This window comes from Microthrixaceae bacterium, assembly GCA_016702505.1.
Lineage (GTDB): Bacteria > Actinomycetota > Acidimicrobiia > Acidimicrobiales > Iamiaceae > Aquihabitans.
Genome location: JADJDU010000014.1, coordinates 16,660 through 33,314, shown reverse-complemented (window position 1 = coordinate 33,314; position 16,655 = coordinate 16,660). Strand labels below are relative to the sequence as shown.

Sequence of the window (16,655 nt, the reverse complement as noted above, 5' to 3'; positions counted from 1 at the left end):
CAGAACCGACATACCCGAAAGGACCACCAAGATGGCCAGTCGCAAACTCCTCGCTTCGGCAGCAATGGCCGCCGCTCTCACCACCGGAGGCGTGGTCGGAGCGATGGTCGGCACGCCGGTGATCTCGGGCGCCCAAGAGGAACCCGCCGCCACCGCCCCCTCGACCGATCCCGCCACCGACACCGCAACCGGAGAGGGCCACGGACCAATGGACGGCATCCGCGGCCTGAAGCTCGAAGCAGCGGCCGAGGCGATTGGCATCTCGGTGGATGACCTGAAGGTCGCCCTCAAGGAGGGAAAGACCCTTGCTCAGGTGGCCGAAGCCAACGGCGTCGACCGCCAAACCCTCATCGACGCCCTGGTCGCCGCTGGCAACGAGCAGCTCGACGAGCTCCGCTCCACTCTCCCCGAGCGCATGGCCGAGCTCGTGGACAAGAACCTCCCCGACCGGGGTGACGGTCACGGACGCGGTGGACGACTCCGCCACTTCAGGATGGAAGCGGCGGCCGAGGCCCTGGGGCTGACCACCGACGAGTTGAAGGCTCAGCTCCAAGACGGCAAGACACTGGCCGAGATCGCAACCGACCAGGGTGTGGATCGCCAGGCTCTGGTGGATGCCCTGGTGGCCTCCGCTACCGAGCGGATCGACCAAGCCGTGGCCGACGGCAAGGTCACCCAGGAGAAGGCCGACGAACTCAAGGCCAAGTTGCCTGAGGTGATCGGCAAGATCGTCGACGGCGAGTTCCGCGCCCGAGGCGAGAACTGACCCGACCACTGTCGGGCTAGGGCAGTGTGGCCGGGCCTTCGGGTCCGGCCACATTCGCGTTCGATCACGCCGAGGCGGTGGGCCTGGCCTTTCAGAAGTAGATGGTGCCCTTGGCCCGTGCTTCGACCTTGTCGAGATCGTCGGTCCATGCGCCGGTGGACAGGTACTTCCAGCCCCCGTCGCACACGATCATCACGACCACACCCTCGTCTATGGCCTCGGCGCACTTGGCCGCGCCGGCGGCGATCGCACCCGAGGAGATACCGGCGAACACACCGACCTCAGTCAGGCGTCTCGTCCACACGATTGATTCTCGGGGTCGGACGATCATCTTGCGATCGAGGAGTTCGTAGCCGTTCCAGTCGGTGAAGACGGGTGGCACGAACCCCTCGTCGAAGTTCTTCAGACCGTCGACCATCTCCCCGGCGGGCGGCTCGATGGCCCACACCTGAACCGACGGCTTCTGTTCCTTCAGGTACGTGCCTACCCCCATGAGCGTCCCTGCGGTGCCGAGCCCCGCCACAAAGTGGGTGATGTCTGGGACATCGGCGAGGATCTCCGGTCCAGTGCCCGCGTAATGGGCCCTCGGGTTGGCGTCGTTGCCATATTGGAACGGAAACCACCACTGGGGGTTCTCGGCGGCCAAGGCCTGGGCCCGACGCATCGCTCCGTTGGATCCCTCTGCCGCTGGCGACGGGATGATCTCCGTGCCCCAGACCTCGAGGGCCTGACGCCGTTCGACCGACACGTTCTCGGGCAGCACCACCTTGAGGTGGTAGCCACGTACCTTGCAGATCATGGCCAGCGCGATGCCGGTGTTTCCCGACGAAGATTCCAACACCACCGACCCGGGCTGAAGGAGACCGTCCCTTTCGGCGGCCTCGATCATGAACTTGGCCGCCCGGTCCTTGACCGAACCCCCAGGGTTCTGCCCCTCGAGCTTGGCGTAGATGCTCACGGCCGGGTTGGGGCTGAGCGGACTGATGTCGACCATCGGCGTGTTTCCGATGAGGTCGATCACGTTGCGGTAGAGCGCCACCATGGCTCCGGTCAGGTCAGAAGGGCAGGTCGGGGATGACCGGGGGCAGCGTATCCGGCACCGTTCTCGGACCCTCAGCCAACCGACCCGAACCATGTGACCCAGGGCACAAAGATCGTTGACACGAAACGGAGTACATGTTCCACTTTCACCGGTTACCAGCAGGTAACCGCATCGGCGGCCCGACGCTTGTTGATGCACGCCAAGCCGAGCCAACACCACCACAAGCCAAGGGGACCGCATTGTCCAAGCACACCGCCATCCGTCGAATCGCTGGCAGCGCCGCCATCGTGGCCATGGCCGTGGGCTTGAGCGCGTGTGAGGACCCGCCCACCTCGATCACCACCAACGTCAGCTATGGATGCGAGGTCCTGTCCAACAACATCTTGGTCCCCAACGGGACCCAGACCGTCGAGTCCGACTACACCGTCACCGCTCCCCAAGCCGTCAAGCCCGGGGCCGACTTCGAGGTGAAGGTCGTCCCCGAGCCCTACTTCGTCGACGGAACTCCAAGCAGCTACGGCACGGTCACCGAGACCAGCCAGATCAAGTGGCGGGTGGCCATTCCCACGGGCACGACGCTCAACAGCCAGTCGATCTCGGGTTGGGCCGGAGTCGGACCCGGAGCCCCCGCGTCCACGGCCACCGCCGCCTACGTGGAGGTGTCGGTCCCTGGTCCGATCCCGTCGAACACCACCGCCACCCTGCCGACACTGACCATGAACCTCAAGGTGACTGCAGCCCTGGGCTCGACGATCCACCAGAAGATCCATGGAACCTCCTACGCCGCCTACGGGTTCACCCTCAAGACGAAGGTGACCGGGACGGTGGTGGGCACCCTCAACCCCACCTTCAACTGCTACCCCAACCCCAGCCCCGGACTCCACCCAAGCCTGGTCAGCAACGACGTGACCGCACCCATCATCACCATCACCACCCCTGTCGAAGGCGCCACCTACCCCCGCAACAGCGCTCTGGTGGCCGACTTCTCGTGCAGTGACGGCGACGGGGTCGGCGTGGCCTCCTGCGTCGGAACCGTGGCCGACGGCGCCACGATCAGCACCGCCACCGCCGGAGCCAAGACGTTCACCGTGACCGCCACCGACAACGAGGGCAAGGTCTCCACCAAGACCGTCAACTACACCGTGAGCTGAGCCTGGGCTGCGCCGCAGTCACCCCTCGATGATCTCGACCGGCTCCTCGACGATGACACCGTCATCGAGGAGCCAGCACCTCAACATCGGTTCACTGTCCCGTAGCGACACGATCACGTAGTGCCAGCCCTCGAGCAGCGGGTTGTCGGCCTGGGCAACATCAGTGGGTGAGGGGTACGGATCGGTGTGGGTGTGGGAGTGCATGACCCCCACCACGTCTATGCCAAGCGGTCCGAACACGCCATCGGCGGCCGAAAACCCGTCAGGGCCTATCGAATAGGTCTTGGCCGACTCGTCAGCGTTGCGGGTGGGAACGAAAGCATCGATGCGAGCCCCTCCCCACGGGCCACCGAGCAGCCCGCAAGCCTCGTTGGGCAAGCCGGCGATGGCGTGGCTCAGCATCTGGAGGTAGGCGGACCGGGTGATGCGCAGCACCCGATCACCGTAACTGGCGGGGCCTGCACCGAACCGCTCCGATAGCCTGCCTCCCCCGCCGGGACCGACCCCGGCTCCGCTCACACCAGACTGCCGAAGCAATGGCTGCCAAGAAGACCAAGAACAAGCCGATCCCCGGCACGACCGTGGTGGCCACCAACCGTCAGGCCCGACGTGACTACGAGATCGTCGACACGTGGGAATGCGGGATCATGCTCAAGGGCAGCGAGGTCAAGTCGTTGCGAGAAGCGCGGGTCACGCTCAACGATGCCTTCGCTCGATTCGACGGCCGAGACCTGTACCTGGTCGGACTGCACATCAACGCCTACTCCAACGCATCGGCCCAGGGCGGCCACGAACCTGCCCGGACCCGCAAGCTGCTGGCCCACCGCCACGAGCTAGAGGAGATGCACCAGAAGGTGAGCCAGGAACACCTCACCTTGATCCCGCTGTCGCTGTACTTCCGCGATGGCCGGGCCAAGCTCGAAGTCGGACTGGGCCGTGGTCTCAAGCACTACGACAAGCGCCAGATGATCGCCCAGCGCGACGCCGACCTAGACGCCCGTCGGGCCATGGCCGCGGGACGCCGCCGAAACTCCGACGGTTGAGCGACGCCGAGCCGGTACCATGGTCCGTCCACCCACCACCACGTTCCGGTGGGTGGACACCTTGACAAGGGGCTGACCGGTTTCGACGTGGGGACCGGAAGCCGGACGTGCGACCCGAGTTTCTCAGACTCGTTAAACGGGGAACCCAAAGAAGCGCCGATGGCGACTTCGCTCTCGCCGCCTGATCTTCACTGATCTAGCCAAGAGAGACATCGTGACCAGCAATGGCACACGGGGCCAGACCACTACAGCCCGGCAACAGAAGTAGGGGTTGACGGCGGGAAAGACCGCTGACGGTGAGAAAGACCACTGACGTTCCGGAAAGACGGTGCGGTGGGCGCAAGCCCAACTGACCCGGCAGCGAGCCAGCCGTCACGGCTCAGCCTCGGGAATGGTCGTAGCGCGGTCGTCAACCGCCTCGCGGACGGGAGTTCGATTCTCCCCAGCTCCACCAACCCCGCTTTCCAACGAATCTGCCAACAGCCGTAGAGCGTTGCGAAGAACCACCAGGATCTACCGAGATCGTTGTACGGCAACGATCTCGGTGGCGGTTTTGGGACCTGTCGGAGTGGTTGACGCCTGCGGCGACCTGATGTCGATTGCCACAGTTTGCGGAGCGTTGCTACTTGGAACCACCACCGGACCGCGCTGGCCGGCAGACGTCACGAGCGAACGGCATCGAGGAAGGCTTCACCCGCCTTGGGGGGTGAAGCTCGTCAAGCACCATCTCCTCACCCGGAGGGAACGGACGGCCGCGCCAGAGCAGCTCCTCGACTGAAAGTTCGAGGTGCTCGACATGCTTGACGGGCACAGGATCGTTCGACATCTCGGCACCTGGGGTACCAGTGGCCCGCTTGGGCGTCAGGCCGTACGCATTGACTCACTCGAAACCTCCGCGTAGGGGGATTCGTTGCCTCATGTAGTTCCTCCGTTTGGCGTTGTCGATGGCCCTAGCGCCAAAGCCCCTATCAAGATAACTTGTCAGGTGGATCCCGTCGTTCTGGCAAGCGCTCGACGGCACGGGATCGCTGATGAAGACATGCTCCACGCCTACAGACATCCCATTCGAGTCTTCGACCTCGACGATTTGACGATTTGACGATTTGACGATGCTCGTCGGTGCCGATCGCCGCGGCCAAGTGCTCGAAGTCGGGTTAGCGGTGGGCGACGAGATCGAGTTCATCGTGCACGCCATGCCAGCCCGTCAGCAGTTCCTGAGGTGATCCCTATGCCACGAACGATCCAAGAGATCCTCGATCACGCCGATGAACTCGCTGAGCGGTTCGAGAACTACGAACCCGGCGAGAACGATGAGAGACCGGTTGAGGAGTACATGCTCGAGCGCGCTGCGCTCGGCCGCGCCCGCAGCGAACGCCAGGTCGTGGAGGCGGTAGTCGCCGCGCGTGCAGCCGGGTCTTCGTGGCAGAAGATTGGCGCGTTGCTGGGGACGTCGGCACAGGCCGCCCAACAGCGCTACAGCGCACTGGTTGAATCCGTCTGAGGGACGCCTCAAAGAGCGACATCCTTGCGGTCAGACAGCCGAGCGGCCCTTTTTCAATCGCGGCAGGCTTCGGCCTGCCCAGCCGTTGGCGGCCGATACCAGGGCGTCCACGTGAGATAGGCGGACCACGCCTCCGCTCAGGATTGCCAGGGCTCGGACCGGGCCCTCCCGTACCGCCGTGCGGATCATGCGGATCGTGGCCTCGTCCGGGTTCGGGAACTCCTGCTTGGCCCGACGCAGTCCCTCGCGCTCGACAATGGCGGCCACCACTCTTCCGAGCGCTGTCTCGGCCAGATCGTCAATCGTCGAGTTGCGGTGGAATGGACGCACCGGATCGGGCTCGGGGACGGCCCGACCCAACATGAGAGCGAACTCCTCCTCCGTGGCCGCCCGCGCCACCGGCCGGTCATCGGGCCCGAGGTGGTCATCGGAGTCGACCGCTACCTCCAGCACGGTGACGGTGTCGGCCGAGGAGCGCCCAACCACCAGCTCGAACTCGCCGCCCTCCACCAGCCAACCGTGGGACGCCACGTCCCAGACGGCAAAGGATCGCCGATCCAGATCGATGGTCACCGTCTCTGCCGCTCCGGCATCGAGATGGACCTTGGCGAAGCCCTTCAGCTCCTTATCCGGGCGGGGCACAGTGCTGTGCCTATCCCGTACGTAGAGCTGCACCACATCCGAACCGGACCGGGTGCCGGTGTTGGTGACGGTCACGGACACAGTCAGGTCTGTGCCGCTCCCACTCACCGAGATGTCGTTCCACTCGAAGCTGGTGAAGGAGAGCCCGTGACCGAACGGGAACTGGGCGGCGACGCCGGCACTGTCGTGGAACCGGTACCCGACATAGAAACCTTCGCGGTACTGGACCTGGCGGGGATGGCCGGGGAAATTGCGGTCGGCCGGAATCTGACCGACGTGGAACGGGATCGATTCGGCCAGCCTCCCGCCGGGATCCACGTCACCGAACAGAACGTCGGTGACAGCACTTCCTCCGGCCTGACCTCCCAACCAACACTCCACCACCGCGTTCACCCTCTCGGCCCACGGGAGGTGGACCACTCCCCCGTTGTTGAGGACCACCACCACCGGAGCCGGACCCGAGGCCAAAGCTTCGATGAGGGTGACCTGATCCTCTGACAGATCCAGCGATGACCGGTCGAATCCCTCAGATTCCTCGGCTGCCGCTAGGCCCACGAAGCAGACGACCACGTCCGCCTCCCGGGCCGTGTCCAACGCCGCTTCGATCATGGCGGGAGTCGATCGGCCGGTCCGGGCGTCGTAGCCGGCAACGTGTTGCACCCGCGCCGAAGGTCCGACGCGGGCTCGGATCTCATCCACAGCGCGATCGAGACGCAGAGGGGTCACCTGGGAGCTGCCAGCCCCCTGGTAGCGGGGCTCGGTCGCGAACGCTCCGACCAGAACGATCCTCCCCTCAGCCGACAGCGGCAACGTGCCGTCGTTGGTCAGCATGACCGTGCCGGCTGCGGCCGCCCGGCGGGCCAGGACATGGTGGGCTTCGTGGTCTGCGACCGGGCGCTCACCGAGGCCTTGGCCTTGTTGTAGAAGCGCAACCACACGGGCTGCACTGGTATCGACGGCCGAGACTCTGAGATGCCCCTCCCGCACGGCCTCGATCACCTCCGAGTCGAAGGCCCCGCCGCTGGCGGGCATCTCCAGGTCCATGCCGGCCTGGATTGCGGCCACCCGGTCGTTGGTGCCACCCCAGTCGCTCATGACCAGCCCTTCCCACCCCCACTCCCCGCGGAGGACGGAGGTCAAGAGTTCGAAGTGGTCCGAGGCGTAGGTGCCATTGATCCGGTTGTACGAGCTCATGACCGTCCAAGGGCGGGCGCTGGTCACGACATGTTCGAACCCTGCCAGGTACAGCTCTCTCAACGTCCGCTCGTCCACTACAGCGTCGACCACCAGCCGATGAGACTCCTGGTTGTTGACGGCGAAGTGCTTGACGCAAGCCCCGACCCCTTGGGACTGGATGCCCGAGACAGCTCCGGCCGCCAGCCGCCCCGACAGGAAGGGATCCTCGGAGTAGTACTCGAAGCAACGCCCTCCGGCGGGGTGACGCTTGAGGTTGAGACCGGGGCCCAACACCACTGCCACACCCTGGGACCGGGCCTCGGCCCCGATCGCGGCTCCGACCTCGGCCGCCAACTCAGGGTCCCAGCTCGACCCCATGGTGACGGCCGGAGGAAAGCAGGTGGCCGGTGTTGCGGCCGCCACGCCCAAGTGGTCGCCGGTTCCGCTCTGGCAGCGGAGCCCGTGAGGACCATCGGATACCACGATGGTGTTCAACCCGGCATCGGCCACCGGTTCAAGCGTCCACATACCGCGCCCCGACAACAGCCGAACCTTGGCTTGGAGGTCCATGCCCGCCACCACCTCGGCGGCCGAGGCGACGATGGGCGGGTCACCGGCGTGGGCGTCGTCGGTGCTGGGAGTGCGATCAGCGGCTGGGGTCGTCATCGAGTGGGGATGGTACCGGGGCGCCTTGGACACAGCGTCGGGCCAACGGGAGCCAGCCCCCTGTGGCAACATTCACGCCATGGTCCGTGGGGAGCGACCGTGAGCGTCCGACGGCGGGTGCTCACCGCTGCCAAGACCCAGATCATGGAGAACGGGGTACGGGCCGCCACCCCGGTGCGAATAGCGGCCCGAGCCGGCGTCGATCTCGAGGATCTGCGCCGCGAGTTCCCCGAGGTCCACGACCTGTTGATGGCCGTACACGAGGAAGCCGCACGCGAGCTCAACGGTGCCGTTCTGGTGGCGGCCCGCACCGGGTCCCAGGACGGTTTCGAACCGATCATCCGGGGTTGCGCCCGGGTTTTCGAGCTCTACGTGGCCGATGGCCCCGGACGTCACCTGATCCATGCCCTCCGCCAAGAGATGACCCTCGGCGAGTGGAACAGCGTGGATCGCAAGTTCGGGATCGGCGCCCTGACCGGCGGCCTCCAGGGCTTGGCCAATCAAGGTCTGATCGCCGACAGTCAGGTGATCGGTCTGGCCGTGGTCCTCTACGGGCTGGTGACCGAGGCATGCGTCGCGGCCGCTGATGGTGTGGCGGTGATAGCCCCCGACGAATTGAGCGGCCACGTTCGGGCCGTGCTCGAAGCCGCGGTGAAGTCAGCCCCGTCCTAGCGCCACAGCCCGCCCTGAGCAGGCGACGCCAACTGTCCCTGCTCGATCCACCAATCGAAACTGGGTCATGCTCCCCTTCCTGGATGTTCACCCAGATGAATCCGGGTCATAGCAGCGAAGGCGTCGGCCAGCAGGCCGGCGACCACTCCGCCGGAAGGCTCTGCCTTTCGGCGGATCCAGTCCTAGGAAGGCTTGCGCGCCTCGCGACCCGAGGACGATTTGCTGTGGTCTCGGGTCATGATCGAATCGATCACCTCGTGACGGGACAGATAGGTAGTGGCCACTGCCTGGATCACTGCGGCGGCGGGCAGAGCGATCAGGGCCCCAACCCCACCAAAGAGGGCCGCACCCACCATCACCGTTCCGAAGGCCACAGCCGGGTGAAGGTCCATGGTCCGAGCGGTGATCTTGGGGGCGAACACATAGTTCTCTATCTGCTGGTAGATCAGTAGGAAGGCCAGGATCATGAGGGCATGGCCGGGGTCGTCCAGCAAGGCCACCAGGACCGGCAGAGCGCCAGCCAGGTAGGTGCCGATCGTGGGAATGAACTGGCTCACCAAACCCGTCCATAGGCCGAGCGCCAGCGCATAGTCGACGTCGAGGATCTCCAGGACGACGGTGGTGGCGACCGCTGAAGCGAAGGCCAGCACGCCCCGGGAGTAGATGTAGCCACCGGTCTTTTGGATGGCTATCTCCCATCCGTGAGCCACTCGTTCCTGACGGCTAGCTGGCAGAAAGGACAACACGCTCCGCCGGAACCGGGGTCCGTCGGCGACCATGTAGAAGGTGAAGAGGGCGATGGTGAACAGGTTGAACAGCAATCCCAGAGCAGAGATGCCCAGATCGAGCGCCCGGGTCCCCAGATCTGTGGCCAGACCCTGGACGTCTTCGCTCTGCACCTCCTTGACCAGTTCGTCGGTCTCGAACTCCGTGTCGAAGCGGTCGTTCACCTGGTGCTCGATGCGCTCGACCCGGTTGGGAAGGTCTTCGATGAAGTCGGACACCTGGGTGAACAACGCCTGTCCAAGCAGGATCAGGAAGGCCACAGTGGCCACCAGCGAGCCGACCATGACCATGCCCGTGGCCAGACCGCGCCGGATGCCGTGACGGTTCAGCCAGTTGACCGCCGGCTCGAGGGCGAAGGACAAGAACAGCGAAACCACCAGGATCACGAGGAACGACTGAAGCTCCTGGAGCAACCATCGGATGGTGACCAATCCGGCTACGCCGAAGAGAAAGACCACGATGGCTCGTGGCACCCAGGCCGGCATGGCGTCACCAGCTACGGTTCGGACCTCGGGCGTTGGACCCGTGTCGGTTGCCGCGGTCTCAGCCGGCGCGGTCGGTTCCTGCACGGTTCTGACATTGGCATGTCAGAACACTCGCCGGGGGGATGGCTCAGCCTCCCTGCATCTGGGCCACCCTTGCCTGCACCATCTCGTCCTCGACCGGATCGGTGAACCCGTCGGGGATCGGTAGGCCGTTGCGAAGCCGGTAGCGAGACAGCTCGAGAACCTCGTCGGCCTGGACGGTCTGGTTCCCGCGGGCCAGGTTCACAACCGTCTGGTCCTGACCTCGGTCAACGGCCTCGGCCGCCATGTGCATTCCGCCCAGGTGATGCTCGCTCATCAGCGCTATCCACAACGCGGCCGCTTCTTCGCCCGAGGCCTGGCGGAGCTGGCGCATCTGGTCCTCGGTGGCAAGGCCAGGCATCTCGTCGGGGGCCATGGCGTGACCCATCCAACCCATGACCGTGTCATCGGGCGCCGACCGATGACCGAACCGGTCCAGGGTGGCGTTGAACACCCCTTGGTCGAAGCGTTGGCTGATCACGATCTCCTGGGCGTACTGGAGCAGGTCGGAGTCGACGTCTTCCTTGCCCAACAAGAGCAGCGACATCTGGATGGCCTGATCGTGGTGCAGCGTCATGTCCTGCATGAAGCCCACGTCGGCCGAATTGAGCGGATCGCTCTGGCGACCTCCGACTGCCCAGCCGATCGCCCCGGCCAGGAACGCCACCGCCGCCACCAGGACGGCCAGCCGACCCGGCCCCATACCGCTGCGTGTCGTTTCCGTGCCGTGGTCGCCAGAGTGATCCATCGACGTCTCGCCCTCGGTGCTGCTCACGACGCTAGATCCTGCCAGAGCTGACGCCGTTGCCAGCTGTCACGTCCGTCACCGACCAGCACCGACGCGGCACTTCCGGCGACGTGTCCGACAACACGTTGACAGTCCCTACCTACCGGTAGGTAGGCTGCACGGAACACCGGTCTCCGACCCCTTGAAGTGAGATCCCATTGAGCATCCTCCACGGCATCGAACGGGCCCCCGAAGAGCGCGTCAACTGGAAGACCAGCTTCCCGTTCTTCTTGGTCCACGCCCTCGTCCTGCTCAGCTTCTGGACCGGCATCACCCGAACAGCCGTGGTGTTGTTCCTCGCCCTGTTCTGGGGCCGGATGTTCTTCATCACCGGGGGTTACCACCGGTACTTCTCTCATCGCAGTTACAAGACCAACCGGGTCTTCCAGTTCATCTTGGCCTTCGGAGGCGGATCGGCGGCACAGAAGGGTGCCCTGTGGTGGGCCAGCCACCACCGCAACCACCACCGCTACAGCGACACGCCCCTCGACCTCCACTCGCCGCAGAAGGGTTTCTGGTGGAGCCACGTCGGCTGGATCCTGTGCGACAAGAACAACGCCTGGAACCCCGACGACATCCGTGACTTCAACAAGTTCCCGGAGCTGCGCTTCCTAAACAAGCACGACTGGATCCCACCGTGGACCGTGGGTGTGGCGTCCTACCTGATCGGTGGCTGGAGCGGCCTAGTGTTCGGCTTCCTGGGTTCGACGGTGGCCTTGTGGCACTGCACGTTCTTCGTGAACTCGCTGGCGCACGTGATGGGCCGGCGCCGCTACGCCACCACCGACACCAGCCGCAACTCGGCCATCATCGCCTTCCTGACCATGGGCGAGGGCTGGCACAACAACCACCACTACTACCAGGCCGCCACCCGCCAGGGTTTCTTCTGGTGGGAGTTCGACGTCACCTATTACATCCTCAAATCACTGAGCTGGATCGGCGTGGTACGGGACCTCAAGGAGCCGCCGGCCCGGGTGAAGTCCGCAGCCCGAATCCGCGACGGCCAGTTCGACATGGGCATGTTCAAGGCCCATTGGGCCAAGGCCGGCGCCGCGCTGGCCAACGTCCGAGCCGGGGCCCGTGCCGGCGAGGTCGACGTCGACCTTCTGGCCCACGATCCCGAACTGGCCAGCCGCCGCGAACAGTTGGAAGACCTGATCGCTGCTCAGCGTGCTGCCCTGCACGAGCACGTGCAGACGGCCCTAGCCCATGCCGAGGAGCTCGGACGCCTCAGCCGGCGCCAAGAACGTCAGATGGGAACCGTCGACTGACGGTTCGAGTTGAACCGAACGGCTGAGCCCAAGGGCTGAGCCGTTCAGACAAGGGCCTACTCCAGGCCCTTCTCCAACTTGGTGAGGGCGGCTTCCTCGCTCACGTTCAGAGCGAAGCTCAGCTCAGACACGAGGATGCCACGAGCCCGCTCCAGCATGGACTTCTCCGCAGTGGAGAGACCCTTACCCTTTTCACGCAGGGCCAGGTTCCGAACCACTTCGGCCACCTGGTAGACGTCGCCTGACTTCATCTTCTCCTGGTGGTTCTTGAACCGGCGGCTCCAGTTGGCCGGCTCGCGAACGTCTCGCTTGGCGATCAGGCGGAAGAGGTCCTCCACGTCGGACTTGGAGATGGGCGGGCGCATGCCCACCTCCTCTGCCTTGTCGACCGGCACTGACAGGGTCAGATCACCGTGGACCATCTCTAGGACGAAGTACTCCTTGGTCTCGCCCTGATGCTCACGCTTGAGCTTCTTTTTGATGATGGCAGCGCCGTGGTGCGGGTAGACCACGCGATCGTTGACCTTGAAGGACATCTGGCTCCACTTCGATCCGTGCGATCCACGGATGGGGGCCTCCATTGTGCCAGACCGCCCGCCAACCCAGAGAACCCGATGAAGTTGCAGTAAGGGTGCAAGTTCATCGGTTCGTGCGTATTGTCGTGACATGTCCAGCCCCACCGCCGAGCCCGACGCCGAGTCCGACCCCGGACTGAACCCGTTCGAGCCCGGCTACTACGACAACCCCTACCACCAGTACAGCCGCCTGAGAGAACAGGCTCCGGTCCGCCGCACCCAGGGCGGGCCCTGGCTGATAACCCGGTGGGACGACGTCCACACCGTGCTCCGACGCCCCAACACCAGCGTCGACGAACGGCGACTTCCCGACGGTGGCTGGCGACGGGAGAGCCTGCTGGCCCTCGACCCCGATCGAGCCCAAAGGGCGAGCCACGCCATCTTGAACATCGATCCACCCGACCACACCCGGCTTCGACGCCTGGTGTCCAAGGCTTTCACCCCACGTGCCGTGGAACAGATCAGAGCCCGTACCGCAGAGATCACCGATCAGATCCTCGATGACCTAGCGGAGCGAGATGAGGCGGTCGACCTGATCGCAGAACTGGCCTTCCCGCTGCCGTTCACCGTCATCTCCGAGCTGCTCGGCATGCCCGAAGGAGACCGCGACCAGCTCCGGGCTTGGTCGCACACCCTTACCCAGGTGCTGGACCCACTGCTGCTGATGGCCAACGGAAAGGCCATCTTGGAAGCATCGGACCGGATGAACGAGGTGGTGACCGACGCGGTGGAATGGAAGCGGGGTCGAGATGACGACGACCTGTTGACCGCCCTGATCCGCGCCGAGGACGACGGCGACGTCCTGTCGGACCATGAACTGATCGACAACGTCACCCTGTTGTTCCTGGCCGGCCATGAGACCACGGTGAACCTGATCGGAAACGGCACCAACGCGCTACTCGACAACCGGGACCAGCTGGATCGCCTGAGGTCGGACCCCTCCCTCGATGCCAACGCCATCGAGGAACTGCTCCGCTTCGACAGCCCTGTCCAGTTCTCCCGGCGGATCGCCACCGAACCCTTCGAGATCGATGGCCACCAGGTCGAGGCCGGCCAGATGGTCATGACCGGCCTCGGCGCTGCCAACCGGGACCCGGCCAAGTTCGGCCCCGATGCCGACCGACTCGACCTTGGCCGTGCCGATGCCCGCGAGCACGTCTCCTTCGGCAGCGGCGTCCACCACTGCCTGGGCGCGGCCCTGGCCCGATTGGAGGGCCAGGAGGTGATCGGCCGACTGGTCCGCCGCTTCCCACAGATGGAGCGAGCCGGAGACCCCGTACACAACCAGCGGTTGATCCTGCGCGGCTACGACCACCTCCCCGTGTCACTCACCTCCTGACTACGGATCAGAAGGTTGGGGGTTCGAGTCCCTCCAAGCGCGCCAGCTGAATATCCCAGCTCAGAGGCGGTCCCCGGTCCCGGAGGCCGCCTCTTCCGCGCCTGGACCCAGGCGGGATTGCACCGGAATTGCACCGGGCGGTTTGTGCCGATTTGTGCCGATTTGAGCACTGCATCGGAACAACCGACGCGGAAACCTCGGAGCACTGACTCGCTCCGAGGTGTTCGGCGAGACGTAGCGACGGGAGTCCTAGGACGGGGTTGGTGTCAGCGCTTGGGCTGACCGCTCTGACCTCGAGAGCCACCGTTGTGGTCGTTGCTCCCGTTCTTGAACTTGGTGGATCCTCGTTGCCGCTGCTTCGCCTTGCGCTCGGCACTGCGGGCTTTGGCCTGCTCGCTTTTGTTGCTTCGGTCGCCCATTACGGGTCCTCCTGCTGTGGGGTTGTGTTGCGTCTTCTTGACGGACGACTTCTCACCGAAGCCGCCACGTACTGGCACACCGCAGCTAGATGGGAAGGCTCGGTTGGGCGTCCGTCATGGTGGCGTAGGCAGGAAAGGATTCACCGATGGCTCGACGCAGACACACGCCAGAGCGGATCAACCGAAAGCTCGCTGAAGGCCGGGATCTCCTGGCCGGTGGCATCGACCTGGAGGGGGTGTGCCACCAGTTGGGGATCGCCGAGTCGACTTGGGCCCGGTGGCTCTACCAGTACGGGGTCATGAAGACAGCCGACGGGAGACACCTCGACCTGGCCCGGCCGACTCGCGTGCCGGTCCTGGGCATCGACGTGGGGGAGTCCTGGTGGATCGGGTGGCGGAGGGATCGGACACGTCGTTCTTCGGTGATCGGCCGATGGAGACGCCAGCAGTTGAGGGTGCACTCGAAGCGGTAGCGGACCTGGTTGAGCTGTTCGAGTATCGGGTTCACATCGTGTCGAAGGCCGGACCCAAGATCGCGGAGTTCACGCGCCGGTGGCTCGGATCCCGCGGCGCGACCGGTGACGGAGCGATCCCACTCGGCAACGTTCACTTTGTACGCAAGCGCCCCGAGAAGCACCCGATCTGCGAGCAACTCGGCGTGACTCACTTCATCGACGACCGGCTGGATGTGCTCGCACACCTCGCCACAGTCGATCGACGGTACCTCTTCATCGGCGGACTCGGGGATCACGTAGCGCCTTCTCAGGTCCCGGACTGGGCGACAACCGTCGACGCGTGGCCAGGCCTGGTGGGGCTGCTCCGTCGTGACGTGGAACGGCGGAGCTCCGACGCTTCCTGACAGCCCGGCTCCTGCACTCCGCGACCCGTATTTCCCAGCGTGGCGCACGTACTCGCGTTCAACCGAGACCGATGAGCTGGTGGGCTTCTCGGTCGTCTCGGGTGCCGAGTTGGTCGTCTATGAGTGCCGATATCGAGTTGTTGCTTCCGCGAGAACGTGTTCGAGGGGAAGCGGTAGAGCAGCGGTTGCAGTCGACCCAGCTGTGAATCGTTGAATCGGGCCTCTCCGGGTGGCGAACCCAGGGGCCGATCCTCTGGCGCTTCCGCGCCCCCCGACTCCAACGGAAGTCACAACCGCTGAAAACACCTCCGTCATGGCTTCTCGGAGGTGGGCCGACCAGATCCACCCGGAACCTGTCAATAGGCGTTTGCCGGGGTTCTATGCGGATTGGATGGATGGCTTGTTGATCCAGGCCTTGGTGGGGACCTCGGCTGGGGTGGGGCGGCGGGTGAAGCGTTCGGGGTGAGCTGCGGCGGCGGCGTCGAGGACGGCCTGGCGGTGCTCGACGATGGCGGTGTGGTTTCCGTCGTGGAGGTCGGCGGGCCGCAGGTAGCCGATGCCGGAGTGGTAGTGCACGTGGTTGTACCAGTGCACGAACGATCGCATCCACGCTCGGGCGGCGGTGATGGAGTCGAACCGGTCGGGGTAGTCGGGCCGGTACTTGAGCGTCTTGAAGTGGGCTTCGATGAACGGGTTGTCGTTGGAGACCCGGGGCCTCGAGTGCGACTTGGCGACGCCGAGCTCGTTCAACAGCTCGGCGACGGTGCCGGCGATCATCGGCGACCCGCGATCAGCGTGGATGACGAGCTGGTCGCGGTCGACGCCGTAGCGTCGACATGCCTCGGCGATCAGGCGGCGGGCGTGGGTCTCGGACTCGGTTTCGTGGATCGACCAGCCCACGACCTTGCGAGAGAAGATGTCGATGATCGTGTACGCGAAGTACTTGACGCCCTTGGTCGGACCTCGAAGGGCGGTGATGTCCCAGGTCCACACCTTGTTCGGGGCGTCAGCCTCGAGGCGCGGGACCCCGTAGGCGCCGGCGCGTTGGTGACCGCCACGGCGCCGTTCGCGCACCAGTCCGCGTTCTTCGAGCACCCGGTACATCTGGCGTTCCGAACACAGGTAGGTGCCCTCATCAAGCAGCGTCGAATACACCTGCGCCGGCGCCAGGTCACAGAACCGCTCGCTGCACAACGTCTCGACGATCACGTCCTTCTCCGCAGCGGTGAGCGACGCAGGGTGCGGCCGCGGTGGTTGCCCGGTGGCACGCGAGGGCCGAACCGGCGCCCGACCCTCGCCTCGTTGGCGGCGGTGACGATAGGTCCGCTCGTTCACGCCGAACGCCGTACAGGACCGCTTGACGCCAACCTTGGGGGCGAACTCGGCGATCTTGT

Annotated in this window: 16 protein-coding genes, 1 other RNA gene and 1 pseudogene; 11 read left to right on the top strand and 7 right to left on the bottom strand. The window is 65.1% G+C overall.

What is annotated here, in order from left to right; genetic code table 11:
* Positions 1–31 precede the first annotated feature (31 nt).
* A complete protein-coding gene (locus IPG97_14290) occupies positions 32–766 on the top strand; it encodes a hypothetical protein (GenBank protein MBK6857676.1) in 735 nt (244 codons plus the stop codon).
* A 91-nt stretch (positions 767–857) separates the two neighbouring features.
* Here IPG97_14290 and IPG97_14285 read toward each other — a convergent pair whose 3' ends face one another.
* A complete protein-coding gene (locus tag IPG97_14285) occupies positions 858–1,805 on the bottom strand; it encodes a cysteine synthase family protein (GenBank protein MBK6857675.1) in 948 nt (315 codons plus the stop codon).
* 242 nt (positions 1,806–2,047) lie between these two features.
* Between IPG97_14285 and IPG97_14280 the strand changes: the two genes are divergently transcribed.
* Positions 2,048–2,959 (top strand): hypothetical protein, encoded by a 912-nt coding sequence (locus IPG97_14280; protein MBK6857674.1) that lies wholly within the window; start codon positions 2,048–2,050, stop codon positions 2,957–2,959.
* An 18-nt stretch (positions 2,960–2,977) separates the two neighbouring features.
* Here the strand turns inward: IPG97_14280 and IPG97_14275 are convergent, their stop codons facing one another.
* Positions 2,978–3,394, bottom strand: coding sequence for a M67 family metallopeptidase (locus IPG97_14275; GenBank protein ID MBK6857673.1), 417 nt, complete (start codon positions 3,392–3,394; stop codon positions 2,978–2,980).
* A gap of 101 nt (positions 3,395–3,495) precedes the next feature.
* Here IPG97_14275 and smpB point away from each other — a divergent pair, with 101 nt between their 5' ends.
* From smpB to IPG97_14255, 4 genes and pseudogenes are all read left to right on the top strand, one after another.
* Positions 3,496–4,002 (top strand): SsrA-binding protein SmpB, encoded by a 507-nt coding sequence (smpB, locus tag IPG97_14270; GenBank protein ID MBK6857672.1) that lies wholly within the window; start codon positions 3,496–3,498, stop codon positions 4,000–4,002.
* 68 nt (positions 4,003–4,070) lie between these two features.
* Positions 4,071–4,456, top strand: a transfer-messenger RNA (tmRNA) gene (gene ssrA / locus IPG97_14265).
* A gap of 585 nt (positions 4,457–5,041) precedes the next feature.
* Positions 5,042–5,225, top strand: a pseudogene (locus tag IPG97_14260) (hypothetical protein).
* Between the two features lie 5 nt (positions 5,226–5,230).
* Positions 5,231–5,503, top strand: a complete 273-nt coding sequence (locus tag IPG97_14255) for a hypothetical protein (GenBank protein MBK6857671.1) — start codon at positions 5,231–5,233, stop codon at positions 5,501–5,503.
* Between the two features lie 30 nt (positions 5,504–5,533).
* Here the strand turns inward: IPG97_14255 and IPG97_14250 are convergent, their stop codons facing one another.
* Positions 5,534–7,987 carry a glycoside hydrolase family 3 C-terminal domain-containing protein gene (locus IPG97_14250; protein MBK6857670.1) on the bottom strand — a complete coding sequence of 818 codons (2,454 nt, stop codon included), beginning with the start codon at positions 7,985–7,987 and terminating at the stop codon, positions 5,534–5,536.
* Between the two features lie 99 nt (positions 7,988–8,086).
* Here IPG97_14250 and IPG97_14245 point away from each other — a divergent pair, with 99 nt between their 5' ends.
* The gene (locus IPG97_14245; GenBank protein ID MBK6857669.1) at positions 8,087–8,659 is read left to right on the top strand and encodes a TetR/AcrR family transcriptional regulator; all 573 of its coding nucleotides are present in this window, start codon (positions 8,087–8,089) and stop codon (positions 8,657–8,659) included.
* Between the two features lie 182 nt (positions 8,660–8,841).
* Here the strand turns inward: IPG97_14245 and IPG97_14240 are convergent, their stop codons facing one another.
* Together IPG97_14240 and IPG97_14235 are read right to left on the bottom strand one after the other, a co-directional pair.
* Complete coding sequence (locus tag IPG97_14240; protein ID MBK6857668.1) at positions 8,842–9,930, bottom strand: AI-2E family transporter; 1,089 nt, start codon at positions 9,928–9,930, stop codon at positions 8,842–8,844.
* Positions 9,931–10,057: 127 nt separating this feature from the next.
* On the bottom strand, positions 10,058–10,786 hold the full coding sequence (locus IPG97_14235) for a DUF305 domain-containing protein (GenBank protein ID MBK6857667.1): 729 nt from the start codon (positions 10,784–10,786) through the stop codon (positions 10,058–10,060).
* Positions 10,787–10,974: 188 nt separating this feature from the next.
* On the opposite strand from IPG97_14235, the gene IPG97_14230 reads away from it, so the two are divergent.
* Positions 10,975–12,069, top strand: coding sequence for a fatty acid desaturase (locus tag IPG97_14230; protein MBK6857666.1), 1,095 nt, complete (start codon positions 10,975–10,977; stop codon positions 12,067–12,069).
* A gap of 56 nt (positions 12,070–12,125) precedes the next feature.
* Here the strand turns inward: IPG97_14230 and IPG97_14225 are convergent, their stop codons facing one another.
* The gene (locus tag IPG97_14225) at positions 12,126–12,605 is read right to left on the bottom strand and encodes a CarD family transcriptional regulator (GenBank protein MBK6857665.1); all 480 of its coding nucleotides are present in this window, start codon (positions 12,603–12,605) and stop codon (positions 12,126–12,128) included.
* A 130-nt stretch (positions 12,606–12,735) separates the two neighbouring features.
* Between IPG97_14225 and IPG97_14220 the strand changes: the two genes are divergently transcribed.
* The 3 genes from IPG97_14220 (at position 12,736) to IPG97_14210 (ending at position 15,261) form a co-directional block, all read left to right on the top strand.
* Positions 12,736–13,983 (top strand): cytochrome P450, encoded by a 1,248-nt coding sequence (locus IPG97_14220; GenBank protein MBK6857664.1) that lies wholly within the window; start codon positions 12,736–12,738, stop codon positions 13,981–13,983.
* Positions 13,984–14,548: 565 nt separating this feature from the next.
* Positions 14,549–14,875 (top strand): hypothetical protein, encoded by a 327-nt coding sequence (locus tag IPG97_14215; GenBank protein ID MBK6857663.1) that lies wholly within the window; start codon positions 14,549–14,551, stop codon positions 14,873–14,875.
* Complete coding sequence (locus tag IPG97_14210) at positions 14,782–15,261, top strand: hypothetical protein (protein MBK6857662.1); 480 nt, start codon at positions 14,782–14,784, stop codon at positions 15,259–15,261. Before IPG97_14215 ends, IPG97_14210 begins: the two co-directional genes overlap by 94 nt.
* A 378-nt stretch (positions 15,262–15,639) precedes the next feature.
* On the opposite strand, the gene IPG97_14205 is transcribed toward IPG97_14210, so the two are convergent.
* Positions 15,640–16,650 carry an IS3 family transposase gene (locus IPG97_14205; GenBank protein MBK6857661.1) on the bottom strand — a complete coding sequence of 337 codons (1,011 nt, stop codon included), beginning with the start codon at positions 16,648–16,650 and terminating at the stop codon, positions 15,640–15,642.
* Between the last annotated feature and the right edge of the window lie 5 nt (positions 16,651–16,655).

What these genes read in the sequence shown, in the direction of transcription:
- IPG97_14220 (MBK6857664.1), top strand. Translation starts at nt 12,736, where the DNA reads ATGTCCAGCCCCACCGCCGAGCCCGACGCCGAGTCCGACCCCGGACTG.
- IPG97_14290 (MBK6857676.1), top strand. Translation starts at nt 32, where the DNA reads ATGGCCAGTCGCAAACTCCTCGCTTCGGCAGCAATGGCCGCCGCTCTC.
- IPG97_14240 (MBK6857668.1), bottom strand. Translation starts at nt 9,930, where the DNA reads ATGCCGGCCTGGGTGCCACGAGCCATCGTGGTCTTTCTCTTCGGCGTA.
- IPG97_14255 (MBK6857671.1), top strand. Translation starts at nt 5,231, where the DNA reads ATGCCACGAACGATCCAAGAGATCCTCGATCACGCCGATGAACTCGCT.
- smpB (MBK6857672.1), top strand. Translation starts at nt 3,496, where the DNA reads ATGGCTGCCAAGAAGACCAAGAACAAGCCGATCCCCGGCACGACCGTG.
- IPG97_14215 (MBK6857663.1), top strand. Translation starts at nt 14,549, where the DNA reads ATGGCTCGACGCAGACACACGCCAGAGCGGATCAACCGAAAGCTCGCT.
- IPG97_14225 (MBK6857665.1), bottom strand. Translation starts at nt 12,605, where the DNA reads ATGTCCTTCAAGGTCAACGATCGCGTGGTCTACCCGCACCACGGCGCT.
- IPG97_14250 (MBK6857670.1), bottom strand. Translation starts at nt 7,987, where the DNA reads ATGACGACCCCAGCCGCTGATCGCACTCCCAGCACCGACGACGCCCAC.